The organism is Pseudomonas sp. Con_6 (genome assembly GCF_059379395.1).
Genome location: NZ_CM182011.1, coordinates 2,522,501 through 2,547,230, shown reverse-complemented (window position 1 = coordinate 2,547,230; position 24,730 = coordinate 2,522,501). Strand labels below are relative to the sequence as shown.

17 protein-coding genes, 2 tRNA genes, 2 rRNA genes and 1 pseudogene (1 of these 22 only partly in view) are annotated in these 24,730 nt (G+C 59.0%); 13 read left to right on the top strand and 9 right to left on the bottom strand.

All coding sequences use genetic code 11. The annotated features are described in order from the left end of the window. Positions 1–184 precede the first annotated feature (184 nt). The gene (locus tag AC5QPF_RS11385; protein ID WP_494963303.1) at positions 185–1,204 is read left to right on the top strand and encodes a FecR domain-containing protein; all 1,020 of its coding nucleotides are present in this window, start codon (positions 185–187) and stop codon (positions 1,202–1,204) included. A gap of 79 nt (positions 1,205–1,283) precedes the next feature. On the opposite strand, the gene AC5QPF_RS11380 is transcribed toward AC5QPF_RS11385, so the two are convergent. Further along, complete coding sequence (locus tag AC5QPF_RS11380) at positions 1,284–2,603, bottom strand: Na+/H+ antiporter NhaC family protein (RefSeq protein ID WP_494963302.1); 1,320 nt, start codon at positions 2,601–2,603, stop codon at positions 1,284–1,286. Positions 2,604–2,877: 274 nt separating this feature from the next. On the opposite strand from AC5QPF_RS11380, the pseudogene AC5QPF_RS11375 reads away from it, so the two are divergent. Further along, positions 2,878–4,119 (top strand): annotated as a pseudogene (locus tag AC5QPF_RS11375) (cache domain-containing protein); the annotation flags it as partial. A gap of 150 nt (positions 4,120–4,269) precedes the next feature. After that, positions 4,270–5,025: a methyl-accepting chemotaxis protein gene (locus AC5QPF_RS11370; protein ID WP_494964158.1), complete on the top strand. Its 756-nt coding sequence runs from the start codon at positions 4,270–4,272 to the stop codon at positions 5,023–5,025. 99 nt (positions 5,026–5,124) lie between these two features. Here AC5QPF_RS11370 and AC5QPF_RS11365 read toward each other — a convergent pair whose 3' ends face one another. Genes AC5QPF_RS11365 through AC5QPF_RS11350 form a run of 4 tightly spaced genes read right to left on the bottom strand, consistent with a single transcriptional unit; the run spans position 5,125 to position 7,734 of the window. Continuing rightward, a complete protein-coding gene (locus tag AC5QPF_RS11365) occupies positions 5,125–6,447 on the bottom strand; it encodes an ATP-binding protein (RefSeq protein ID WP_494963301.1) in 1,323 nt (440 codons plus the stop codon). Further along, positions 6,444–7,112 (bottom strand): response regulator, encoded by a 669-nt coding sequence (locus AC5QPF_RS11360; RefSeq protein WP_494963300.1) that lies wholly within the window; start codon positions 7,110–7,112, stop codon positions 6,444–6,446. The genes AC5QPF_RS11365 and AC5QPF_RS11360 overlap by 4 nt, the downstream gene beginning before the upstream one ends. Continuing rightward, positions 7,112–7,426 (bottom strand): PepSY domain-containing protein, encoded by a 315-nt coding sequence (locus AC5QPF_RS11355; protein WP_494963299.1) that lies wholly within the window; start codon positions 7,424–7,426, stop codon positions 7,112–7,114. Before AC5QPF_RS11355 ends, AC5QPF_RS11360 begins: the two co-directional genes overlap by 1 nt. After that, positions 7,426–7,734 carry a PepSY domain-containing protein gene (locus AC5QPF_RS11350; RefSeq protein ID WP_494963298.1) on the bottom strand — a complete coding sequence of 103 codons (309 nt, stop codon included), beginning with the start codon at positions 7,732–7,734 and terminating at the stop codon, positions 7,426–7,428. Before AC5QPF_RS11350 ends, AC5QPF_RS11355 begins: the two co-directional genes overlap by 1 nt. 113 nt (positions 7,735–7,847) lie before the next feature. On the opposite strand from AC5QPF_RS11350, the gene AC5QPF_RS11345 reads away from it, so the two are divergent. From AC5QPF_RS11345 to AC5QPF_RS11300, 10 genes are all read left to right on the top strand, one after another. Further along, positions 7,848–8,927 (top strand): patatin-like phospholipase family protein, encoded by a 1,080-nt coding sequence (locus AC5QPF_RS11345; protein WP_494963297.1) that lies wholly within the window; start codon positions 7,848–7,850, stop codon positions 8,925–8,927. Between the two features lie 53 nt (positions 8,928–8,980). Further along, positions 8,981–9,337 carry a 6-carboxytetrahydropterin synthase QueD gene (queD, locus tag AC5QPF_RS11340; RefSeq protein ID WP_494963296.1) on the top strand — a complete coding sequence of 119 codons (357 nt, stop codon included), beginning with the start codon at positions 8,981–8,983 and terminating at the stop codon, positions 9,335–9,337. A 528-nt stretch (positions 9,338–9,865) separates the two neighbouring features. Beyond that, a complete protein-coding gene (locus AC5QPF_RS11335; protein WP_494963295.1) occupies positions 9,866–11,962 on the top strand; it encodes a sulfatase-like hydrolase/transferase in 2,097 nt (698 codons plus the stop codon). 68 nt (positions 11,963–12,030) lie between these two features. Beyond that, positions 12,031–15,087 (top strand): PEP/pyruvate-binding domain-containing protein, encoded by a 3,057-nt coding sequence (locus tag AC5QPF_RS11330; RefSeq protein WP_494963294.1) that lies wholly within the window; start codon positions 12,031–12,033, stop codon positions 15,085–15,087. Then, the gene (locus AC5QPF_RS11325; RefSeq protein WP_494963293.1) at positions 15,084–15,734 is read left to right on the top strand and encodes a gamma-glutamyl-gamma-aminobutyrate hydrolase family protein; all 651 of its coding nucleotides are present in this window, start codon (positions 15,084–15,086) and stop codon (positions 15,732–15,734) included. Before AC5QPF_RS11330 ends, AC5QPF_RS11325 begins: the two co-directional genes overlap by 4 nt. Beyond that, positions 15,725–16,504: an NTP transferase domain-containing protein gene (locus AC5QPF_RS11320; protein ID WP_494963292.1), complete on the top strand. Its 780-nt coding sequence runs from the start codon at positions 15,725–15,727 to the stop codon at positions 16,502–16,504. The genes AC5QPF_RS11325 and AC5QPF_RS11320 overlap by 10 nt, the downstream gene beginning before the upstream one ends. A 2-nt stretch (positions 16,505–16,506) precedes the next feature. Continuing rightward, a complete protein-coding gene (locus AC5QPF_RS11315; protein ID WP_494963291.1) occupies positions 16,507–17,655 on the top strand; it encodes a CDP-glycerol glycerophosphotransferase family protein in 1,149 nt (382 codons plus the stop codon). An 11-nt stretch (positions 17,656–17,666) separates the two neighbouring features. Beyond that, entirely contained in the window at positions 17,667–17,894 is a 228-nt protein-coding gene (locus AC5QPF_RS11310) for a hypothetical protein (protein ID WP_494963290.1), read from the top strand. 120 nt (positions 17,895–18,014) lie between these two features. Then, positions 18,015–19,589 (top strand): membrane protein insertase YidC, encoded by a 1,575-nt coding sequence (locus AC5QPF_RS11305; RefSeq protein ID WP_494963289.1) that lies wholly within the window; start codon positions 18,015–18,017, stop codon positions 19,587–19,589. Positions 19,590–19,595: 6 nt separating this feature from the next. Continuing rightward, positions 19,596–20,948 carry a formyl transferase gene (locus tag AC5QPF_RS11300; protein WP_494963288.1) on the top strand — a complete coding sequence of 451 codons (1,353 nt, stop codon included), beginning with the start codon at positions 19,596–19,598 and terminating at the stop codon, positions 20,946–20,948. Positions 20,949–21,242: 294 nt separating this feature from the next. Here AC5QPF_RS11300 and rrf read toward each other — a convergent pair. From rrf to AC5QPF_RS11280, 4 genes are all read right to left on the bottom strand, one after another. Further along, a 5S ribosomal RNA gene (gene rrf / locus AC5QPF_RS11295) occupies positions 21,243–21,358 on the bottom strand. A gap of 142 nt (positions 21,359–21,500) precedes the next feature. Next, positions 21,501–24,391, bottom strand: a 23S ribosomal RNA gene (locus AC5QPF_RS11290). 235 nt (positions 24,392–24,626) lie between these two features. Then, positions 24,627–24,702: transfer RNA gene (locus AC5QPF_RS11285), tRNA-Ala, on the bottom strand. Positions 24,703–24,725: 23 nt separating this feature from the next. Beyond that, a tRNA-Ile gene (locus AC5QPF_RS11280) sits at positions 24,726–24,730 on the bottom strand; it runs 72 nt beyond the window's last position.

Sequence of the window (24,730 nt, the reverse complement as noted above, 5' to 3'; positions counted from 1 at the left end):
TCGTGAAAAACCGGCGAGCAACGGGCTCGCCGGTTTTTCACGACCATTGGTCGGTTTGTGCGGAAAAAATCGATTTTGCAGGGGATTTCCTGCAAATAAATCTCACAACTGATAGTGATTCGCCATGATCTCGGTTCCTGCGCCCTGCCACGCAAGGGTAGAATGGCCAAAACCGGGAGTTTCAATGAATCAGGTCAGCCCCAGCGATGACGAGTTGAATGCCATCACCGATGCCGCCGCGCATTGGTGCATGCGTTTGCACGCTGAAGACTGTACTGAAGAAGACCATGCCGAGTTCGAAAAATGGTTGACCGCAAGCCCTCTGCACCGCCAGGAGTACCAGGCGATGCAGGAAATCTGGGTAACCGCCGACCACCTGCCGCGCTCTCCTGCCCCCGCCCGGATCCTGCAGTTGCCGATCAAGCAACGGCCCCGGCCACAACGTGTGCGGCACTATGCTTCGGCGGCGGTAATCACCTTGCTGGCCCTGCCGCTGGTCGGCTGGATCGGCTGGGACCAGGGCTGGCTGCCCAACGATTACCAGTCGGTGGAAAGCACCGACCACCGCATGACCGTCACCCTCGGCGACGGCAGCGAGGTCGAACTGAACCTCGGCACCTCGCTGCGCTACCTGCATTACAAGGACGAGCGCCGGGTCACCCTGAGCAAGGGCGAGGCGTTCTTCAAAGTCCGTCATGATGTCCAGCACCCGTTCGTGGTCCGTGCCGGCAGCGGCCAGACCCAGGTGACCGGGACCCAGTTCAACGTCTGGAAGTACCGCGACCAGGTCAAGGTGACCCTGGTGGAAGGCTCGGTGCTGGTCAGCAGCGAGAGCTTCAAGATGGGCAGCGGCTACCGTCTCGGCCCGGGTATGCAGGCCAGTTACCAGGCCGGCGATCTCGAACCGAGGCTGAACCAGACTTATGCCAACGACTCCAGCCTGGCCTGGCGCAACGGCAAGCTGGTGATCGACAACCTCACCCTCGACCAGGCCCTGCCGCTGATCAACCGCTACCTCGACAGCCCGCTGCGCCTGGCCGACGCCAGCACCGGCAGCGTGCGCATCAGCGGCATCTACAACACCGGCGACGTCAAGCGCCTGGTGCGCACCTTGCCCAAGGTGCTACCGGTGTACCTGACCCAGGACAAGAACGGCGACACGGTGCTGAACCGGATCTCGCCGCCACCGCCGAAGAAAGGCTGACAGAACAGTCGACTCGGTCCCTGTGGGAACTGGCTTGCCAGCTCCCACAGGGTCTTGTGTCATCCGGGAAACAAGCGCCTTACAACACCATCGCCGCCACCCACCCAGCTGCCAGCAGAGGCAGGTTGTAATGAATGAAGGTCGGCACCACCGTGTCCCAGATATGGTGATGCTGGCCATCAACGTTCAGCCCCGAGGTCGGGCCCAGGGTAGAGTCCGAGGCAGGCGAGCCAGCATCCCCCAGCGCTCCGGCCGTGCCGACGATGCACACGGTGGCGATCGGATCGAAACCGAGTTGCACGCACAGCGGCACGAAGATCGCCGCGAGGATCGGCACCGTGGAGAACGACGAGCCGATGCCCATGGTCACCAGCAGGCCCACAAGCAACATCAGCAACGCGCCGATGCCCTTGCTGTGGTCGATCCATACCGCAGAGGCTTCCACCAGGGTCTTCACTTCACCCGTGGCCTTCATCACCTCGGCGAAGCCGGAGGCGGCAATCATGATGAAGCCAATCATTGCCATCATCTTCATGCCTTCGGTGAACAGGCTGTCGGTGTCCTTCCAGCGCACGATGCCGGACACCGAGAAGATCAGGAAACCGACCAGGGCGCCGATGATCATCGAATCCAGCCACAGCTGGACGATGAACGCTGCCGCGATGGCGCACCCTGCCACCACCAGGGTAAGCGGGTTATAGCTGACCGCCACCTGCTCGACCTGCTCGATCTTCTCCAGGTCATACACACGCTTCTTGCGATAGCTGAAGAACACCGCGATCAGCAGCCCGGCAAGCATCCCGGCGGCGGGTATGGCCATGGCGTGGGTCACGTTGACGCCGCTGATGTCCACGCCGCTGCGGGCGACGTTGGCCAGCAGGATCTCGTTGAGGAAGATGTTGCCGAAGCCCACCGGCAGGAACATGTACGGGGTGATCAGGCCGAAGGTGATGACGCAGGCCACCAGGCGCCGGTCGATCTGCAGGCGAGTCAGCACATAGAGCAGCGGCGGCACCAGCAGGGGGATGAAGGCGATATGGATCGGCAGGATATTCTGCGAGGAGATCGCCACCACCAGCATCAGTCCAACCAGCAGCCACTTGACCCGGGCGCCCTGTCCTTCGCTCTGGCCGTGAAACATCGCCAGGGCACGGTCGGCCAGGGCATGGGCCAGGCCGGACTTGGCGATGGCTACAGCGAAGGCGCCGAGCAAGGCGTAGGACAAGGCCACCGTGGCACCCCCACCCAACCCGCCGTTGAAGGCCTTGAGCGTGCCTTCGATCCCCAGGCCACCGACCAGCCCGCCCACCAGTGCACCGATGATCAGGGCGATGACCACATGCACGCGGGACAGGCTCAATACCAGCATGATGCCGACCGCGGCAATTACTGCATTCATTGCTTGGAAACCCCTTGAAAACAAACGAAAAGCAAAAGCATCGGCGACAGTTTTGCCCTCAGGCACTGGCCGAATGACGGTATGTTTTATTGGAAGGCGCCCACTCTGAAGCAGCCCTCCCTTGTTGTCAAAGCGCAACGCCCCCTACCGGTGCAGGGGTCGCCTGAATGACCGAAAACGGCGCAATTCAATTGACTGTTTGAATAAAGAAACAAGCGAGACGGCCGTTAAAGTCGGCAGTGTCTTTTTATTCTGGTTCAAAGGATTTCGCCAAATGTCGCTCAGACAGCTTTCCATCCAATGGAAGATCACCCTGCTCGCCGGACTGTGCCTCGCCGGCATCGTCACCCTGCTGGTCGGTCTTTCGCTGTATCGCATGGAGCACACGACGGAGCTGGTCAAGGCCAGCAGCATGAAAATGCTCACCGAAGCGGCCGAAGGCCGCATCGAGTCCCAGGGCGAAGTCCAGGCGCTCAACATCCGCCGTCAGTTCATGGATGCTTATCAGTACGGTGCCGGGTTCTCGCGCCAGGTGCTGTTCCTTCGTGAACAGGCGGAAAAGCGCTTCCTCGATGCCTTCGACCTGCGCGAGGACATGACCCGCCAGGTGCGCTCGGCATTGCAGGCCAACCCCGACCTGCTCGGCCTGTCGCTGGTGTTCGAGCCGAACGCACTGGACGGCAAGGACGAACTGTTCGCCAACCAGGAAGCCATCGGCAGCAACGAAACCGGACGTTTCGCCCTGTACTGGTCGCAACCTACCCCGGGCCAGCTGACCTCCATGGCCCTGCCCGAGCGGGACATGGCCGACACCAGCATCGGCCCGAGCGGCGAGCCGGCCAACACCTGGTCGGTGTGCCCGCGGACCACCCGCAAGACCTGCATCACCGAACCCTACTTCTATGAAATCGCCGGCCAGCAGGTGCTGATGACCAGCATCGTGTTCCCGCTGATCGTCAACGACAAGGTGATCGCCACCCTGTCCATCGACATCAACCTGAACAGCCTGCAGGCCATGAGCAAGCAGGCCGGCGCCAACCTGTACGGTGGCCAGACGCAGATCGGCATCATCAGCCCGGCCGGGCTGCTCGCCGGCTACAGCCCGGATGCCAGCAAGCTGGCCCAGCGCTACACCGAAGTCGACAAGGACACCGGTGCCGAACTGATGCGCCTGCTCGGCGACGGTACCGCGTTGCATAGCCTGCAGCATGAGGGCCGCCTCAAAGTGCTCGCTTCGTTCTCGCCGACCCCGGACGCCAAGCCGTGGGGCGTGTTGCTGGACGTGCCGGAAAGCGCCCTGATCGGCCCGGCCGAAGCCCTCAAGCAGGAACTCGACCAGCGCAACACCAGCGGGGCCATGATCGAACTGGGCCTGGGCCTGCTGGCCGCAGTGGTCGGCCTGTTGCTGATCTGGCTGCTGGCCCGTGGCGTGACCCGGCCGATCCTTCACGTGGCCCATCGCCTGCGTGAGATCGCCAGCGGCGACGGCGACCTGACCAGCCGCCTGGCCTACAACAAGCAGGACGAGCTGGGCGAACTGGCCGGCTGGTTCAACCGCTTCCTCGACAAGCTGCAACCGACCATTGCCGAAGTGAAGAGCTCGGTGCATGCAGCCCGCGACACCGCCGACAAGTCCTCGGCCATCGCCAGCCAGACCAGCGCCGGCATGGAGCAGCAGTATCGCCAGGTGGACCAGGTGGCCACCGCCTCACATGAGATGAGCGCGACCGCCCATGACGTCGCTCGCAGCGCGGCTCAAGCGGCCCAGGCGGCCCGCGATGTCGACCAGGCAACTCGCCAGGGGCTGACGGTGATCAACCAGACCACCAACAGCATCGACTCGCTGGCGGCCAACATGAGCACTGCCATGGGCCAGGTCGAAGGTCTGGCGCAGAACAGCGAGAAGATCGGTTCGGTGCTGGAGGTGATCCGCTCGATCGCCGAGCAGACCAACCTGCTGGCGCTCAACGCAGCCATCGAAGCAGCGCGTGCGGGCGAAGCCGGGCGTGGTTTCGCGGTGGTCGCCGACGAGGTGCGCAACCTGGCCCAGCGCACCCAGGAATCGGTCGAGGAAACCCGCCATGTGATCGAGCAGTTGCAGGCCGGTACCCGTGAAGTGGTCGGCGCGATGGACAGCAGTCATCGCCAGGCCCAGGGCAGCGTCGAACAGGTCGGCCAGGCGGTGACCGCGCTGCGCCAGATCGGCGAAGCGGTGGCAGTGATCACCGATATGAACCTGCAGATCGCCAGTGCTGCCGAAGAACAGAGTGCCGTGGCCGAGGAAATCAGTGGCAACGTGGCGACCATTCGTGATGTGACCGAGTCGCTGTCGCACCAGGCCGAGGAGTCGGCGCGGGTGAGCCAGGCGCTGAACAGCCTGGCGAACCAGCAGCAGAGCCTGATGGATCATTTCCGGGTTTGATGTTTTCTGGGGCTGCGTTGCAGCCCTTCGCGAGCAAGCTCGCCCCCACAGGATTGCAATGACTCCTGTGGGAAGGGCCGCAAAGCGGCCCCGATGGGGCTAGCGCCCTGCCCGCCGTGGCAACTCGATATACACCCGCAACCCGCCCTGCGGACTCTCCCGCAGATCCATCCGGCCATGCCAGGCCTCGACGATATCCCGCACGATCCCCAGTCCCAGGCCATGCCCGGCAACCTGCTCATCCAGCCGCGCCCCGCGCTCCATCACACCTTGGCGAGCTTCAGCAGGAATGCCCGGGCCGTCGTCATCGACCCACAGCAGATAACTGTCTGGCGTCTGGCGAATCCCTAGACAGACTTCGCTGTCCGCCCATTTGCAGGCGTTGTCCAGCAGGTTGCCGAACAGTTCCAGCAGGTCTTCGCGGTCCCAGGGCAATGACAGCCCGGCGGGAACGTCACGGCGGATCAGCAGGCCGTCGCCATGGATCATGCCCAGGGTCGAGAGCAGCCCCGGCAATTGCGCATCGCAATCAAAATGCGCTCCGGGCAAGGCGTCGCCAGCCAGGCGCGCGCGGTTCAACTCGCGGCTGAGGCGCTGCTGGATCTGCTCCAGTTGCTCGCGCAATTGTGCAGCCAGTTCCGGTGACTCCCGCAGGCGCTCGCTGGAAGCCAGGCTGAGCAGCACCGCCAGCGGCGTCTTCAACGCATGGCCGAGATTACCGAGGGCATTGCGCGAGCGGCGCAGGCTGTCCTCGGTATGGGCCAGCAAGTGGTTGATCTGCGCCACCAGCGGTTCCAGCTCGCTGGGAACCTCACTGTCCAGCTGGCTGCGCTTGCCCTGCTGCAATTGGGCGATCTGTTCCCGGGAGCGCTCCAGCGGGCGCAACGAGCGCTTGACGATCAACCGTTGCAGGATCAGCACCATGACCAGGGCCAACAAGCCCAAGCCGAGACCGACCTGCTGAATGCGGCGGAAACCGTCGCGCATGGGCGTGTAGTCCTGGGCGACGCTGATGGAGATGGCCTGCCCCTGACGCCGGTAATCCGCGCGCAAGACCAAGAGTTGCTGGCCTTCCGGGCCCAGTTCGAGGCCGTCATGCAAGCCGGCGGTATCCGGCCGTGGCAGTTCGGTGTCCCATAGCGAGCGCGAGCGCCAGGTCTTGCCGTCGAAGTCGATGCGGAAGTAATAGCCGGAGAACTGCCGGTTGTAGGCGGCGGAGATACGTCGCTGGTCCAGCTCGACACCGCCTTGACCCTGAACCAGCGCCAACAGCAGGTTCTCGCTTTCCTTGCGCAGGCCGCTTTCCAGGTAGCGATGCAGGCCGACTTCGAACAGCCACAGGCTGACCTGGGCCAGGCCCAGTCCGACCACCACCAGCATGCCAACCAGGCCAAGACTGAGACGCGACTGGATCGACTTCACTCCACCGCCCCGCCGAACCGGTAGCCCTGGCCGCGATGGGTTTCGATCACACTGCGCCCGAGCTTGCGGCGCAGGTGGTTGACGTGGACTTCGAGGACGTTGGAGTCGCGCTCGGTTTCACCGTTGTAGAGATGTTCGGCGAGATGGCTCTTGGACAGGATCTGTTGCGGGTGCAGCATGAAGTAGCGCAACAGGCGGAATTCTGCCGCGGTCAGTTGCACGTTCTCATCACCGCGACTGACGCACTGGCGGCCTTCGTCCAGGTGCAGGCCGGCGGCCTCCAGGGTCGGCTGGTTGGCCAGGCCGCGAGCGCGGCGCAGCAGGGCCTGGATGCGCAGTTGCAGCTCTTCGGGATGGAAAGGTTTGCTCAGGTAATCGTCGGCGCCGGCCTTGAGCCCTTCGATACGATCAGCCCAGGAGCCGCGCGCGGTGAGGATCAGCACCGGCGTAACCAGGCCTCCAGCGCGCCACTGTTGCAACACCTCCAGGCCGGGGACGCCGGGCAGGCCGAGATCCAGCACGATCAGGTCATAAGGTTCGCTGGCGCCCTGGTACACGGCATCGCGACCGTCGGCCAGCCAGTCCACCGCGTAGCCCAGGCGTTGCAGGCTCGCGGTCAGTTCGTCCGCGAGGGAGACGTTGTCCTCGACCAACAGCAGGCGCATCAGTCATCTTCCTCATCTTTGAGCAGCGTGCCCTTGGCGGCATCGAGCTTGATCTCGCGGACCACGCCTTCGCGGGTCAGCAGTTCGACTTCATAGACATAGATATCATCGTCCTCTTCCAGTTCGGCCTCCAGCAGGCGCGCCCCGGGATAACGACCCAAGGCGGCCTGCAGTAGCTGTTCAAGGGGCAGGATGACGCCCTCCTGACGCAGATGCAGGGCTTCGTCCTGGTCGAGGTCGCGGGCCAGGGCCAGCGAGCAGGCCGCCAGCAGCGCGAGGGCAAGCCAGCGGGCCAGGTGCGGAAGGCGCGGCATCAGTGGTCCTGGGCGTCCTTGAGGATTTCGCCGGTCTTGGCGTCCATGTCCACGTCCCACTCTACGTTCTGCGCGTCACGCAGTTCTACCTTGTAGATATAGCGGCCGTATTCGTTTTCCAGCTCGCTGTCCTTGACGGTGGCGCCGGGGTGCTTGGCCAGGGCTTTCTGTTTGAGTTCGTCGAGGGACTGGATCTGCTTGCTCTGCACCAGCTTCACCACTTCATCGGGCTGTACGTCCTTGGCCAGGGCGACGTTGGCGCTCAGGGCCAGGGCTGCGCTTGCGAACAGGGCGGTCAGGGTCTTCATGTTGGTTTCCTCCACAGGGATCAATCGGGTACGGTGGAAAGTCTACCGAGGCGAACTTAATTGAACCTGAAAACAGCTGGCGCCATGATAGCGCAGTGCAGAGTGAGAGCCGTATGACCGCCATCCACAGCAAATACCCCGCCCTGACTCTCAAGGCCGGCAAACGAGCACTGGCACGGATTCGCCAGCGTGGCCTGGGCGCAGCGGACGTCGGGGTGCTGCCGGGGGCAGCAGGCGGACCGAAGGCGTTGGGCATCCAGGGGCTGGACCTGGCGCTGTTCGGTGATTGGCTGCCAGGGGCGCCGCGGGAGCGCGCGCTGATCGGCGCGTCCATCGGCTCCTGGCGCTTCGCCAGCGCCTGCCTGCCCGATCCCGCAACGGCCCTTCGCCGCCTCGGCGAGCTGTACACCGCGCAGGACTTCGCCAAGGGCGTAACCCAGGCCGAGGTGTCACTGAGCTGCCAGCGCATGCTCGACGACCTGCTCGAAGGCCGCGACGCGCGGATCCTCGACAATCCCGACTACCGCCTGAACATCGTCGTGGTGAAAAGCCACGGCCTGCTCGCCGACGATCGTCGCGGGCGCCTGGGTATCGGCCTGTCGACGGTAATCGCCGACAACCTGATCGGCCGTCCGCGGCTGGCCCGCCATTTCGAGCGGGTGATCCTGCATGACGCGCGCAGTGCGCCGCCGTTGCAGGCACTGACTGACTTCCCGTCGCGCTTCCTGCCGCTGGCCGGCGCGAACCTGCGCCACGCCCTGCTGGCGTCCGGTTCGATCCCCATGGTGATGGAAGGCGTGCGCGACATCCCCGGCGCCGGCGTGGGCACCTACCGCGATGGCGGGCTGCTCGACTATCACCTGGACCTGCCCTACAGCGGCGACGATATCGTGCTCTACCCGCATTTTACCGACAAGGTGATTCCCGGCTGGTTCGACAAGGCCCTGCCCTGGCGGCGTGGCGACGCCGAGCGCCTGCGCGACGTACTGCTGCTGGCGCCCTCGCCGCAGTACCTGGCGCGCCTGCCCTATGGCAAGCTGCCGGACCGCAGCGACTTCAAGCGCTTCATGGGCGATGCCGCAGCACGACAGCGCTACTGGCATGCGGCGATGAGCGAAAGCCGGCGACTGGGCGATGATTTTCTCGAAATGGTCGAACGCGGCACCTTGGGCGACCATCTGCAACCCTTGTAACGGCCTTGCTGGTAAACTGCGCCCCAGCATTGGTTCTCAGAGTTATAGATACCTTGGAAATCTTCAAAGAGTTTACTTTCGAATCGGCACACCGCCTGCCGAACGTCCCCGCTGGCCACAAGTGCGGTCGCCTGCACGGCCATTCGTTCAAGGTCGCCCTGCACCTGACCGGGCCGCTGGATCCGCATACCGGCTGGATTCGTGACTTCTCCGAGATCAAAGCGATCTTCAAGCCGCTCTACGACCAGTTGGACCACAACTACCTGAACGACATTCCCGGCCTGGAGAATCCGACCAGCGAAGTGATCGCCAAATGGATCTGGGACCAGGTCAAGCCGCTGTTGCCAGAATTGAGCAAGGTTCGTATTCACGAGACCTGCACCAGTGGCTGTATCTATCAGGGTGATTAAGCCCGACTTCAGCATTGCCAGACGCCGCAGTTGAGGATATGAACAGCGGCGTTTAAACCCTATCACTTCCTGTTAAACCCGTTGCAACGCCAATTGCAGTGGTGCACGCACCTGCCAGGACGTCATCAACCGCGTTTTGGAATATACATTTCGAATAGTGAAAAGTACCCATTTGGCGAGGCGTAATCCTTCCCCTTATTCCCTTCGGCGTCGTTTTCAGCCATTACGCGCGAGGGACGCTCCATCTACTGCATGAGCCGGTCCTTGCAAAAGGTCGAACACCATCCAATACCAACTCTTTTCATACGCATTGCACTGCACGAAACACGTTGAAGCTGCCGAAAAGTCGCGCCAGAATCGACACCCCCACTCAACGAAGAGGCCACGCAGAAGCGCGAGACAGCAGCGTGACCGGATAGTTCCATTGCCATTCGATTATGCTAGAATCGCGCGCATTTTGTGCCCCGCCACAATGCGACCATCTCTGGCGCAGCGTTTGCTTCGCCTGTAAAGGAACTGATCAGTACCGTGATTGCGATAAAAAATATCAAACCATTCTATAAAAGAGCGGCGCTTTCTCTCTGTACGGCCGCTACGCTATTCTTTCTGGTACCTCTGTATGTCGTATATCTGTCCAAAGACGACATCAATTTCAATATACAAGACTTCTTTTTCAGCTCCCTGCTCATCACGCTGGCATGCAGCATTTTCCTGTTTGCCTGTGCTTCAGTACTCGCGCTGTTCCGCCTGAGCTGGCTAGCTTCGCTAGCACTGTACTTCCTGATGCTCTGGACAAGTTTTTCCGGCTACATGCTGCCGCTCGTCGAGCAGGCCGGGATGAAAGCACCTGAAGACTTGCTCACCAACTCGCAGAATCTTTCGATAGTTGCAGGTGCCTCGCTGTTGCTGGCACTGCTGACATTTACTCGGTTGAAGTCCGCAATCCAGGTATTTCTGCTCATCCTGACTGTCAGCACCCTTTATAGCGCTCTACCGCCATTGCTGGCCTCAACCGCCTCGTTAAGCCGCTTCAGTAGCTTGTCCACCTCGGACAACCTGCTCGTCCTGAGTTTCGATGGCCTTGCCGGCAACGTTGCAAAGCAAGTGCTCGAAGAGGATCCCGAACTCAAGCAGCAACTCAAGGATTTCATTTTCTTCGACAATGCCATTTCGGCGGCCCCGGCGACCTGGGCTTCGATTCGCTACGAGTTGTACGGGAACATCAACTTCAAAGACTTCAAGGATGCCGATGGCAAGCCTTTGCTGCTGCCACCAGGTCGATCCAACTACCTGCAGCATGAGCAGGACGATGGCTCCGACGTCGTGACCTACGGCGCCTACAGCACCTTCAACTGGCGACCGGGCGACCGCATCACTCCACTGACCCTGGGCGGGAACACCCTCTCTGAACGCGCAGCCACAGCACTGATTCTGTATCCCCATATCGCCGCACGAATCGGAACGGCATTGACCGCCCGCTTCGTCAGCCAGGAAATCGGCAACCTGGTTTCAGCAGCCACCCTCAGCCCGACAAGCCAGCGCACCCTCGAACACAAGGGAGCGAAATGGGATGCACTGGATACTCTGCACAGTGAAGACCTGGTCACCTTTACCGACAACCTGCATCTGGAGAATGGAAAACGCCACGTTCGTTACCTGCACCTGCTGCACACCCACTTTCCTGTCGACCTCGATGAAAACTGCAACTACCGCAGCGCCGACGCCCAATGGTACGCCGACAATCAGACTTATGAGGGTGTACTGAAAGAGACTCATTGTGCACTACGGCAAACGGCTCGACTGATTACGAAACTCAAGGCGCTGGGGGTTTATGACAAGACCTTGTTCGTGGTCAAGAGCGACCATGGCGCGCCGGTTTCGTACATGACTACGGAGCCCGACAATTTCATGATCAACGACCATCCGCAATGGGGTTACAACAGGTACCGTCCATTGCTGATGATCAAGACCCGCAGCCACGAAAGCGAGACGCTGACCTACAACAGCATGCTCGCGAGCCTGAGTGACCTGGCCAGAACCCTGTGCCTGCAAACACCCGCAAAACACTCGTGCGACTCTTTTGCCGGGCTGGACATCCTGGAAACCAAGCCTGCGGGAATCTTCATCGACGTCGTCAAGGATGCAAACTCCGGTTTCATGCCTGACACCCATACCACTATCGAGATTCCTCGTGATCCGGATTTCACGGCCGCCCTGCGCAGCACAGGTGCAGTCGATCTGACCAACGAGATGACGCTGTTCAACCAGCGCAAGCGAGACCTGGAGCAAGTCAGGGATGCCCTGAACGCTTATTATCAGGTGCATGGCCGCTATCCACCGAGCGAGAGCTTCGACGGACTGCACAGCATCTGGGGCAAGGACACTGCGCAGTGGATCAACGGCCTTGCGCCGGAATTCATCCCGGTACTGCCGCTCGACCCCGCACACAGCAAGGAAAGCGTGCCGCAATACATCTACCTGTCCGACGGCAACAACTACAAGTTGCTGGCACACGGACCAACCCAGTCTTGGGCATATGCGAAAAGCCTGAATCCGGAACTCGTCGATCCCGTCCGCGATGGCTGGGGCTTCGGCTACTGGTCTGAAGGAGCACGCAACTGGTAAAGCCTGAAAACGTAACGTGCTTGCGCTCTTCACAGGACCGCGAGCACTACAGGAGCGAGCACATACAGATGCAGTCATCAGTCATTTTTCTCGGTGCTGGTCGGCCTTATCAAGGCGATCAACACTCCGCGCTGCGTAACGCATCTGGACACACCCGTGTCATCGACTGGTTGATCCACGCCACAGATGCAGTCGTCGAGACCGCCCACTTTGTGGGCGGCTACCAGCTAGAGTCGATTCAAGAACGCTATCCTGAACTGCGTTACTGGGTGAACGAAGACTGGCAATCCACGCAGTCAGCCTATTCCTTCCTGCAAGTCGATCTCACAGGCCAAAGAAATTGCCTGGTTTCCTACTCCGATGTGCTCTTTCGCAGAAGCCTGACCACTGCTCTGAGTAGGAGCCAGGCTGACATCTGCGTCGCCGTGGACACCCATTGGCGCACGCGCTTCACGGGGCGTACCGAGGCCGATCTGCAACGGTGCGAAAAGGTGTCGCTGCACAAAAACAGCATCACCCGACTCGGTGCTGATATTCCCTTGGCGCTTGCGCTGGCGGAGTTCGTGGGCTGCGTTCATTTCGGCCCCAAGGCCATCGACTTCCTGGTTGAAAATCAGGCGACCCTGCGCCAGCAGTTCCAGCGGGGTAATCTGTCCGACCTGGTGGAGATGTTGCGCTGCAACGGCATGCTCGTGAAAGCGGTCGACGTTCAGGGTGACTGGGCAGAGTTGAACGAACCACGCGACCTGGCCCACTTCGTTCTCGGCACCAAGGCGCAGACGCTTCGGCGACTGCGGCGCATGGTCAGGTGCAGTCGCATCGAGGACCAGGTCAGCTTCACGGTCGCCGAATGGCAGGCTGATGCACGGAAGATCCTGACCGATGTCCAGACCCACTTTGGTGGCCAGAGCCTGGTCATTCGCAGCAGTGCCTTGTCGGAGGACGGTTTCAACCACTCCAATGCCGGTGCTTATACCAGCTTGCTCAATATCGACGGCAGCCAACCACCAGCGCTGCAGTCGGCCATCGAGCACGTAATCGCCTCTTATCCGGACGCCAACCCAGAAAATCAGGTGTTGGTCCAGCCAATGCTGGAAAACGTGGTCGCCAGTGGCGTAGCGTTCACCCGCAGCCTCAGCAGCGGTGCGCCCTATTACCAGATCAACTACGACGATGTCAGCGGTAGCACCGAGTCCATCACCAGCGGTACCAGCGATGCTCACAAGACCCTGGTGATGCAGCGCAACGCTGATGAGGCAAGCGTCAATATCCCGGACAATCTGCGCGCCTTGCTCCCGGCACTTCGGGAAATTGAATCACTGCTTGGCTACGACTCACTGGATGTCGAGTTCGCCATTACCGCCGATGCCGGGCTGCATATCCTTCAAGTGCGTCCCATCGCGGTGGATCACTCCAGGTGGGACGGAGGCGATGTCGAGATGTTCGCTCACCTGGACATCGCCCGGGAGCACTTCAACGCCCGACAGAAACCGCCGCCTTTTGTCGTCGGCAAGCGTGCGCTGTTCGGTATCATGCCCGACTGGAACCCCGCCGAAATTATCGGCACCAAGCCCCAGCCACTCGCCTCCAGCCTCTACCGACACCTGATCATGGATGAGACCTGGGCAACCCAACGCGCCGAGTATGGCTACCGTGACGTGCGCCCCTCGCCCCTGCTGATCAGTTTCGCCGGGCATCCCTATGTGGACATTCGTGCCAGCTTCAACTCCTTCATTCCGCAATGCCTTGATGAGCGACTGGCTGCTCGCCTGGCCGACTTCTATCTCGATTGGCTTGAGCGTCACCCTTACCTGCACGACAAGGTCGAATTCGAGGTGGTACCTACCTGTTTCGCGCTGGATTTCGAACGCTGGCGCCAACGCCTGGCAGAGGAAGGTGGATTCTCCTGCTGTGAAATAGATCAACTGCGCGACAGTCTGCGTGACATCAGCATCAACGCCATACGACGCAATGGCAGCGACCTGGCGCAGATCGACAAGTTGGAGCAGCGTTTCGCACATCTGCGCGGGCGAGAGATGCCCGCCCTGGAAAAGGTGCGGGCCTTGTTGTTCGACTGCCGCACTTACGGCACCCTGCCGTTCGCTCATCTGGCACGCAGTGCATTCGTTGCTGTCACGCTTTTGCGCTCTGCAGTCAACCGCGGCGTATTGAGCGAAGCAGAAATGGAAGATTTCCTCAGCACCATCCGCACGGTCAGCCATATGCTGACCCATGACGCGGAACGCTGTGCTCGGGGAGAAATGAGCTGGGAAACGTTCGTCGACACCTACGGACACCTTCGTCCGGGCACCTACGACATCAACTCACCCAGCTATCGCGCGGATCCCGAGCGCTACCTCAGGCCGATCGTCGATAGTGTAGCGACGCAACACTGTGTACCAACACCATCTGCCGGCCAGCTATGGCAACTTGCCCGACCGCGTTTCGTAGCAGCGCTCGCCGAGCAGGGCATCGACTATGAGGCCGATGAGCTGGAGCTGTTCCTGAGACAGGCCATCGAAGGCCGTGAATACGCCAAGTTCGCCTTTACCCGCAACCTGTCGCTTGCACTCGATGAGCTGGTCGGCTGGGCGGAGCCATTGGGCATTCCCCGAGAAAAGCTGGCATACCTCGATATCGACACCCTTCTGGCGCTCCACGACGCTCTCCCACAAGCCAACGCAACCAGCGAATACCTGCGGGAGCTCGGCCGCCGGAACCGGGCCCTGCACCAGCAGCAACAAATGATCGAGCTGCCACCGCTGCTTTGTTCGAGCGAAGACCTCAACGTATTCCTTTATCCCGCGACTCAACCCAACTTCGTGGGTACAGGACAAATTCGTGCAGCTTGCGTCGACCTCGACGAAGGCGATAGTGAACAGGATCTGACCGGCAAGATTGCCCTGATTCCTCAAGCCGATCCTGGCTACGACTGGTTGTTCGGCCGACAGATAGCCGGCTTGATCACCATGTACGGCGGGGCCAATTCACATATGGCGATTCGCGCAGCCGAGTTCGGCTTGCCCGCAGCCTTGGGCGTGGGAGAGACCCGGTACCGCACGTTGGCCAGCGCGCGGATACTGGAACTGGATGCCAGCAATCGCATGATCCGAGTGATTCAATGATACGCATCGCGATCACCCAACGAGTCGAACGGGTTGCCAGCTACGGCGAATCCCGTGACTGCCTCGATCAGCGCTGGGCGGCACTGCTGGAACACCTTGGAATCGATCCGATACCGGTACCCAACGGGCTGACACGGCCGGACGCATGGCTGCGGCGCCAGGCGGTTTCCGGCCTGATTCTCAGTGGTGGCAATGATCTTTGCCACCTGCCAGGTGCAAGCAACGCCTCGCCAGAACGCGACCGAACCGAAACGAGCCTGCTGGCCGTGGCCAGCGCCAGCCAACTGCCGGTCCTGGCGGTATGCCGTGGCATGCAGATGCTCAATCATTTCCTCGGCGGGCAGCTGATGCCATTGAGCGGACATGCCGGGGGGCTGCACCCGGTTTCCCCCTTGACCGAAGATCGACGATTCGATCGCTACAACGAGGCCAACAGCTTCCACAGCTGGGGTATCGCGCGCGATGGACTGGCAACCAGCCTGCGCCCGATGGTCCAGGCCGGCGATGGAAGCATCGAAGCTTTCATTCATGAAACATTGCCCTGGATCGGCCTCATGTGGCACCCCGAGCGCCCGTCCCCCTGCGCCGAGCAGGATGTCTTCCTGATTCGCCATTTATTTTCAAGCAAGGACCAATCATGCACGTAATCATCCTGGCGGCCGGACAAGGCACTCGCCTGCGCCCTTATACCGACGACCGTCCGAAGTGCCTGGTTGAACTGCAAGGCCGCCCACTACTCCATCGTCAACTGGATGTGCTGCGGGCCAAGGGACTGAGCGACATCACCCTGATTGCCGGTTATCGTGCCGATCGCCTGCTGGACCAGGGTGTCGACGTCGTACTCAATCCACGCTTCGCCGAAACCAACATGGTATCCACGCTGTTCTGTGCTGAAGCCCGAATGGTAGAAGGCCAAGACCTTCTGATCGCCTATGGTGACATCATCTATCAACCGTCGGTCCTGGAGAGCCTGCTGGCAACCGATGCGCCATTGGCGATTGCCATCGATCGGGAATGGCGCCGGTTCTGGGAAATCCGCATGGAAGACCCCTTGGCGGACGCCGAAACGCTGAAGCTGGACAACAATGACTGCATCGTGGAACTGGGCAGGAAACCCAAGGATTACAGTGAAGTTCAGGGTCAATACATGGGGCTGATCAAAATTCGCGGCGACCACGTGGCGGCTTTCCGCCAAGCCTGGCACCAGATGGATCGGAACGTCATGCGTGACGGCAAGGACTTCGACAACATGTATATGACCACCTTCCTGCAAAGCCTGATCGACAGCGGCTGGACCGCCCGCGCTGCCTTTACCGACAACGGCTGGCTGGAAGTCGATACGGTCGAAGACCTGGATCAGTACCACGAGATGCTGCGCAGCGGACAATTGGACTCGTTCATTCAACTCGAGGCCTGAGCATGCTTGCCGCACTTCGCAGACTGCAGCACGAATGGACCGGACTGCGGGCATTCAAGCGTGTACCCCGGGCGCAACGGAAGATCGTGTTCTATTCAGAGGGCAAAGGTTACTGGTCTTGGTTCGAACCCGTGTTCCAGGCGCTGCAGCACAGGTTCGACCTGCCGGTTCTCTACGTTACGTCGGCAGCCGACGATCCGCTGCTGTGCGCTCCTCCGGCCGGCATGCAAAGCTACTACATCGGCGAAGGCAGCATGCGCACGCTGTTTTTCTCCACCTTGGACGTCGATGTCCTGCTGATGACCATGCCTGACCTGCAGAGCTTTCATATCAAGCGCTCGCCGTTTCCCGTGCATTACAGCTACCTGCATCATTCCATCGTCAGCACTCACATGATCTACCGCGCGGCGGCATTCGATCATTTCGATTCAGTGCTGTGCGTGGGCCCACATCATGTCGCGGAAACCAGGGCCCGCGAACGACTGCTTGGTCTGCCGGCAAAAAATCTGGTGGAGCATGGCTACGGTCGTCTGGATACGATCATCGAACGTGGCAAGCAGGCCCCCAAGTGCAAAATCGGGGTTCCCGTCCAGGTCCTGGTAGCGCCGACATGGGGAGCCAATGGCTTGATCGAACAGCATGGAATCGCTGCGATATCGCCACTGATCGATGCCGGTTTGCGCGTGACTCTTCGACCACACCCACGTACCCGCAAGTTCGCCGGGGCAGCGCTCGACGACATTGCACGCCACTATCAGAACGAGCCACGGTTTCGCCTGGATGAAGACAGCGACGGCCACGCCTCACTGCTGGAGTCGGACCTCATGATCAGCGACTGGTCCGGTGCAGCGCTGGAATTTGCCTTCGGCCTCGAACGCCCGGTCATCTTCGTCGACGTCCCACGCAAAATTCTCAACCCCGACTACAGCAGGCTGGAGATAGAGCCGATAGAGGTACAGGTACGCGAACAGTTGGGTGTCGTCGTGCCAACGAATCAATTAGCCAACCTGGGCAGCATCGCCAGAAACATGGCCAGCGACGCTCAGCAGTGGCAGATAACACTGCGCGAGGCGCGCCAACGCTGGATTTTCAATCCGGGCAGGAGCGGCGATATTGCCGCAGCCTACCTGGCATCACTCGTAAATAGATAAGGAGCGCTTCCATGCATAAAAACAACTTTTCACTGATTGCCCTGGCCTGCTTGATCCTCCTGCCGATCAACGCATTCGCCTACCTCGATCCGGGCACTGGTAGCGCCATGCTGCAAGGCATCTTGGGCGCTTTGGCTGCAGTCGCCATGGTTCTCAAGCTCTATTGGCATCGCTTGCTGCGCCTGCTCGGCCTTCGCAAAGACGTCGCGAAAAAAGAAGAGCACGCCGACAAGAAGTGAGTCGGCGGCGCCTGTCCTCCAGGCCTTCCTGGCATAGTGGACAGTTTCTCAGGGCATGGATGCCTGACGTTGTTCCATCCTTCCTTTCAGCATGGCGCTGATCCGAGTCGATAGCCCTTTATGTTCAAGTTCAAGACCTCCAGTCCGGCGCGATGGCTGGGATGGCTTCTCCTCCTGTGCCTGCCCGTGACAGGTGCTTCGGCCTCAACGCCTGTTACCCTTGGCAACGCCAGTCTCGACCTGCATTTCGACCTCACAGACGCCAGCGTGCAGCAATGGCGCCTGCCGCAACTGCACGACCACACTGGACAGATACAGGACATGGCGGCAGCCGATGGGCATCTTTTTGCCCTGACTGGCAAACTTGCCGGCAAGGACCTGCACGAGTGGGAAACATTGGCCGGTGGCTGGCAAGTACGCTCAAGGTCTTCGGACACGGTAGTTTTGGCGCTGGAACACCCAGGGCAACCCTTTACCCTGATCAAGACCTGGCATCTGCGAGAACAAGCCTGGCGGGCCGATCTTACGGTCGAGTTGCAACTGGAAAATGCCGAGGCTGGCAGAGACAGCCTGCTTGAACTTCAGGTCGGACCCGGCGTCGGTGAGGTTCCCGCGCGTGGTCTTGGCATGGGCCAGAGCATCTATTCGTTCACGGAACTGGCCTATCGTGACAGCGACGGTGTACAGACTCATCGACTGGGCGATGCAGAAGTCCTGAGCTTCACCTCCGCGCAAGCTCCCCATATCGCCTGGGCAGGCCTGCAGAGCCGCTACCTGGCCATGATCCTCAGCGCCGCAAACGATAACGCCAGAGGTGCACCCTGGCAGGCCAGCGCGCCGCAGTTGACTGAAGAAGAAACCCCGATTGCCTCCTTCCTCACCTCTATCAGCATCCGCCTGCCTGTCAGCGCGACGAGCTCGCCGCAACGTTTCCAGTGGAACGTGTTCGGCGGAGGCAAAGCCTACGAGGCACTCATCAGCAGCGAACCCGACCTTGGCGGCCTCCTGTTTTCAAGCCTGTGGAACTGGATGCGCGGACTGACCCTGGGCATCATGCATGTACTGACGTTCATCCAGCACTTCGTCGGCAGTTGGGGGGTATCCATCATCCTGCTGGCGTTCCTGATTCGCCTCGTCATGTATCCCATGGCGAAGAAAACCATCTCTTCGCAGAAAAAGTTCGCAGCCATCCAGGCTCGAATCCAGCCCGAGCTTCAAGAAATCCGCAGAAACTACAAGGGGGGCGAACAAAGCGAGCGCATCCTCCAGCTTTACGAAAGTCATCAGGTCAGCCCGCTGGCCGGTCTGAAGCCTTTGCTCATCGTCTTGGTTCAAGTACCCGTGTTCGTCGCCCTGTTCCACTTGCTTGGACAGACCTTCGAACTGCGCGATGCATCATTCCTGTGGATCAGGACGCTTGCCGAACCCGACCAACTCTTCCCTCTTGGCGTAGACCTGCCTTTGTTCGGCGCATATTTCAATCTTCTGCCGGTGCTGATGGCCTTCACCACTCTGCTGAGTATCAAGCTGGCTTCGGTGCCCGACGGCCAGTCAGCAACCCGGCAGGCCATTTCGTCCAGCTTGATGGGTCTCGGGTTCTTCGTGCTGTTCTACTCGTTCCCGTCCGGGATGGTGCTGTACTGGACCATCGCCAACATCCTCCAGGTTGTTCATCAGAAAATAGCCAAGGCCTGAAGCAAAATGATCGACAGCTATATCAGCCGCTATCTCCCCAGCGCAGCTACGACTCCGATCGAGGGTACTTACTTCGACACGCAAGCGAAGGTGATTGCCTGCGCACGCCGCTCCGAGTGGGCTATAGAGGATTTCGAACTGCTGGCCTTTCTTTCTCGACGCGTGGAAATCTCACGCTGCCTCTATGACAGCTACCTCGCCAGCGGTGGAAGGGCCAGCACCAATGTCCTGGCAGCCGAGCCGTCGGCACTCGCGCTACTACTGCTGCTGAAGGACATGAAACGCCTGCTACAAGCGCAGGAGTTTTCCAGCGCAATCAAGCGGATCAACGCCGTACTCAAGCTGCTGGACTCACTGAAGGCTCGAAAGATAGAGGACTATGGGGAACTGGATTCCTTGGTGCAGCATTACACCCAAGCACTTTTCGAACAATACACTTGTGACGGGGCTCCTGCTGCGACTCGCCAGAGCACCACTACCGCTCCGAACGAAGGCATCATCCCGATTACTGTGTTGTTCTGGGAAGGACCTATCGCCCGCGCCTACCTGGCGACCCTTAAAGACATGGGACTGAAGCCGGAAAAAATCATCCAGTTAATCTCCGCCCGAGACCTTGCAAGTAAAAAACCTGTAGGGCGACTCTTACCTGGAGCGATGCGTCTGGCCTATGCAGAGTCCAGGCAGCGAAAAAGCATCCATTACTGGTCCAACGTTCTCCAGCGTACCGAAACGTTTCTGTATCGCTGCATTCGCAATGAAGTAGAAGGCGTGTTCGGTGTTACCCCGAAAGCCATCGACGATGCTCTTGCCTTGCATGACCTGCGCGAATACTCCCCAGACGTTGAGCCATTGCTGGTGGATGACCTGAGCGATGAACGTCTTTATCAGCGACTGACAGCACTGGCCGAAACTCAGATCCTCTTCACAGGTGGCGGTATCGTGCCGGCACGCTTGCTGGAGTTGCAACACCTGAAGTTCATTCATGTGCATCCAGGCTTTCTGCCAGAAGTGCGTGGTGCCGATTGCGCCCTCTGGTCGCAGTTGATGAAAGGCTGCACATCGGCGACCTGCTTCTACATGGCGCCCGGCATCGATGACGGAGACGTGATCCACCCCGCCTGGTTGCCAGCATTGAGGTTCGGACTGGATAGCAAAGCTATCCACGCAAAATCACTTTACCGCGCCATCTACGCATTCTTCGATCCGTGGATACGCGCTACGGTGCTTCGTCAGGCAATCGAACTGACTAAGGGCTTTACCACCGTTGAAGCCCGCCCCCAAGCCGAAGAACACAGTGTTACCTACCATTTCATGCACGAACGCATCCAGCTTGCCGCGTTCGAAACACTATTCCTTTAAGTAAAACCATCGCGGTGCCGGACGTCGTGCAGGCGTCCTGGCAAACCAGCACTGACGATGAGAGATCCCCAATTTGCACTTCCTCGGCGTACTTGAGCTGGAACACGCTACGGAAACGGCCATGGTCGCTGTCAGGACACCTGCACGCAGGGTCTCTCGACACGCTGATTGCATAGAAACCGGCAGCCGCTGATTTGGCACAAATGGAAATCGATCAAAGTCTCACGCCGAGCTTTTTTCCCCAAAAAAACAAAACCCCTACCTGCATTAGCAGATAGGGGTTTCGGAATTTAATCTTGACGATGACCTACTCTCACATGGAGAAGCTCCACACTACCATCGGCGATGCGTCGTTTCACTGCTGAGTTCGGGATGGGATCAGGTGGTTCCAACGCTCTATGGTCGTCAAGAAATTCTGGCTGTCGTCTCGTCTTTCAACGCTACGACAAATCGGGTATGTGATGTGTGAGTCGCAAACTTTCGGTCATTTCGTCTTCACAACACCGCAATCTGGCGCGCCTTCCGGCCTCACTCAAATTGCTTGGGTGTTATATGGTCAAGCCTCACGGGCAATTAGTATTGGTTAGCTCAACGCCTCACAGCGCTTACACACCCAACCTATCAACGTCGTAGTCTTCGACGGCCCTTCAGGGAGCTCAAGGCTCCAGTGAGATCTCATCTTGAGGCAAGTTTCCCGCTTAGATGCTTTCAGCGGTTATCTCTTCCGAACATAGCTACCCGGCAATGCCACTGGCGTGACAACCGGAACACCAGAGGTTCGTCCACTCCGGTCCTCTCGTACTAGGAGCAGCCCCTCTCAAATCTCAAACGTCCACGGCAGATAGGGACCGAACTGTCTCACGACGTTCTAAACCCAGCTCGCGTACCACTTTAAATGGCGAACAGCCATACCCTTGGGACCGGCTTCAGCCCCAGGATGTGATGAGCCGACATCGAGGTGCCAAACACCGCCGTCGATATGAACTCTTGGGCGGTATCAGCCTGTTATCCCCGGAGTACCTTTTATCCGTTGAGCGATGGCCCTTCCATACAGAACCACCGGATCACTAAGACCTACTTTCGTACCTGCTCGACGTGTCTGTCTCGCAGTCAAGCGCGCTTTTGCCTTTATACTCTACGACCGATTTCCGACCGGTCTGAGCGCACCTTCGTACTCCTCCGTTACTCTTTAGGAGGAGACCGCCCCAGTCAAACTACCCACCATACACTGTCCTCGATCCGGATAACGGACCTGAGTTAGAACCTCAAAGTTGCCAGGGTGGTATTTCAAGGATGGCTCCACGCGAACTGGCGTCCACGCTTCAAAGCCTCCCACCTATCCTACACAAGCAAATTCAAAGTCCAGTGCAAAGCTATAGTAAAGGTTCACGGGGTCTTTCCGTCTAGCCGCGGATACACTGCATCTTCACAGCGATTTCAATTTCACTGAGTCTCGGGTGGAGACAGCGCCGCCATCGTTACGCCATTCGTGCAGGTCGGAACTTACCCGACAAGGAATTTCGCTACCTTAGGACCGTTATAGTTACGGCCGCCGTTTACCGGGGCTTCGATCAAGAGCTTCGCGTTAGCTAACCCCATCAATTAACCTTCCGGCACCGGGCAGGCGTCACACCCTATACGTCCACTTTCGTGTTTGCAGAGTGCTGTGTTTTTAATAAACAGTCGCAGCGGCCTGGTATCTTCGACCGGCATGGGCTTACGGAGCAAGTCCTTCACCCTCGCCGGCGCACCTTCTCCCGAAGTTACGGTGCCATTTTGCCTAGTTCCTTCACCCGAGTTCTCTCAAGCGCCTTGGTATTCTCTACCCAACCACCTGTGTCGGTTTGGGGTACGGTTCCCGGTTATCTGAAGCTTAGAAGCTTTTCTTGGAAGCATGGCATCAACCACTTCGTCGCCTAAAGGCAACTCGTCATCAGCTCTCGGCCTTGAAATCCCGGATTTACCTAAGATTCCAGCCTACCACCTTAAACTTGGACAACCAACGCCAAGCTGGCCTAGCCTTCTCCGTCCCTCCATCGCAATAACCGGAAGTACAGGAATATTAACCTGTTTTCCATCGACTACGCTTTTCAGCCTCGCCTTAGGGACCGACTAACCCTGCGTCGATTAACGTTGCGCAGGAAACCTTGGTCTTTCGGCGTGGGAGTTTTTCACTCCCATTGTCGTTACTCATGTCAGCATTCGCACTTCTGATACCTCCAGCAAGCTTCTCAACTCACCTTCACAGGCTTACAGAACGCTCCTCTACCGCATCACCTAAGTGATACCCGTAGCTTCGGTGCATGGTTTGAGCCCCGTTACATCTTCCGCGCAGGCCGACTCGACTAGTGAGCTATTACGCTTTCTTTAAAGGGTGGCTGCTTCTAAGCCAACCTCCTAGCTGTCTAAGCCTTCCCACATCGTTTCCCACTTAACCATGACTTTGGGACCTTAGCTGACGGTCTGGGTTGTTTCCCTTTTCACGACGGACGTTAGCACCCGCCGTGTGTCTCCCATGCTCGGCACTTGTAGGTATTCGGAGTTTGCATCGGTTTGGTAAGTCGGGATGACCCCCTAGCCGAAACAGTGCTCTACCCCCTACAGTGATACATGAGGCGCTACCTAAATAGCTTTCGAGGAGAACCAGCTATCTCCGAGCTTGATTAGCCTTTCACTCCGATCCACAGGTCATCCGCTAACTTTTCAACGGTAGTCGGTTCGGTCCTCCAGTCAGTGTTACCTAACCTTCAACCTGCCCATGGATAGATCGCCCGGTTTCGGGTCTATACCCAGCGACTAAGCGCCCTATTAAGACTCGCTTTCGCTACGCCTCCCCTATTCGGTTAAGCTCGCCACTGAATATAAGTCGCTGACCCATTATACAAAAGGTACGCAGTCACCTAACAAAGTAGGCTCCCACTGCTTGTACGCATACGGTTTCAGGTTCTATTTCACTCCCCTCTCCGGGGTTCTTTTCGCCTTTCCCTCACGGTACTGGTTCACTATCGGTCAGTCAGTAGTATTTAGCCTTGGAGGATGGTCCCCCCATATTCAGACAAAGTTTCTCGTGCTCCGTCCTACTCGATTTCATTGACAAGAGATTTTCGTGTACGGGGCTATCACCCACTATGGCGGCACTTTCCAGAGCCTTCCACTAATCTCAAATCAACTTAAGGGCTAGTCCCCGTTCGCTCGCCACTACTAAGGGAATCTCGGTTGATTTCTTTTCCTCAGGGTACTTAGATGTTTCAGTTCCCCTGGTTCGCCTCTTGCACCTATGTATTCAGTGCAAGATACTCAGCTTGTGCTGAGTGGGTTCCCCCATTCAGAGATCTCCGGATCAAAGTCTGTTTGCCGACTCCCCGGAGCTTATCGCAGGCTACCACGTCTTTCATCGCCTCTGACTGCCAAGGCATCCACCGTATGCGCTTCTTCACTTGACCATATAACCCCAAGCAATCTGGTTATACTGTGAAGACGACATTCGCCGAAAATTTGCAAAACTCTTAAGAGTCACTCACAAATTTTACCTTAGCCTGAATCAACACCAGTGAAAGTGTCGTTCAGTCTATTTCTATCACATACCCAAATTTTTAAAGAACGGACCAGTCTATAAAGACTAGAAATCAACATTCGAACCGAATGCTCATTTCTAAGCTTTCAACAGGATGCAGATTATGGTGGAGCCAAGCGGGATCGAACCGCTGACCTCCTGCGTGCAAGGCAGGCGCTCTCCCAGCTGAGCTATGGCCCCAGACTGAGGCGGTGTAACTTAATTGGTG

Coding starts and splice junctions, on each gene's coding strand:
- AC5QPF_RS11385 (WP_494963303.1), top strand. CDS start 185: ATGAATCAGGTCAGCCCCAGCGATGACGAGTTGAATGCCATCACCGAT.
- AC5QPF_RS11380 (WP_494963302.1), bottom strand. CDS start 2,603: ATGAATGCAGTAATTGCCGCGGTCGGCATCATGCTGGTATTGAGCCTG.
- AC5QPF_RS11370 (WP_494964158.1), top strand. CDS start 4,270: ATGGAGCAGCAGTATCGCCAGGTGGACCAGGTGGCCACCGCCTCACAT.
- AC5QPF_RS11360 (WP_494963300.1), bottom strand. CDS start 7,112: ATGCGCCTGCTGTTGGTCGAGGACAACGTCTCCCTCGCGGACGAACTG.
- AC5QPF_RS11355 (WP_494963299.1), bottom strand. CDS start 7,426: ATGCCGCGCCTTCCGCACCTGGCCCGCTGGCTTGCCCTCGCGCTGCTG.
- AC5QPF_RS11350 (WP_494963298.1), bottom strand. CDS start 7,734: ATGAAGACCCTGACCGCCCTGTTCGCAAGCGCAGCCCTGGCCCTGAGC.
- AC5QPF_RS11345 (WP_494963297.1), top strand. CDS start 7,848: ATGACCGCCATCCACAGCAAATACCCCGCCCTGACTCTCAAGGCCGGC.
- AC5QPF_RS11330 (WP_494963294.1), top strand. CDS start 12,031: ATGCAGTCATCAGTCATTTTTCTCGGTGCTGGTCGGCCTTATCAAGGC.
- AC5QPF_RS11325 (WP_494963293.1), top strand. CDS start 15,084: ATGATACGCATCGCGATCACCCAACGAGTCGAACGGGTTGCCAGCTAC.
- AC5QPF_RS11320 (WP_494963292.1), top strand. CDS start 15,725: ATGCACGTAATCATCCTGGCGGCCGGACAAGGCACTCGCCTGCGCCCT.
- AC5QPF_RS11315 (WP_494963291.1), top strand. CDS start 16,507: ATGCTTGCCGCACTTCGCAGACTGCAGCACGAATGGACCGGACTGCGG.
- AC5QPF_RS11310 (WP_494963290.1), top strand. CDS start 17,667: ATGCATAAAAACAACTTTTCACTGATTGCCCTGGCCTGCTTGATCCTC.
- AC5QPF_RS11305 (WP_494963289.1), top strand. CDS start 18,015: ATGTTCAAGTTCAAGACCTCCAGTCCGGCGCGATGGCTGGGATGGCTT.
- AC5QPF_RS11300 (WP_494963288.1), top strand. CDS start 19,596: ATGATCGACAGCTATATCAGCCGCTATCTCCCCAGCGCAGCTACGACT.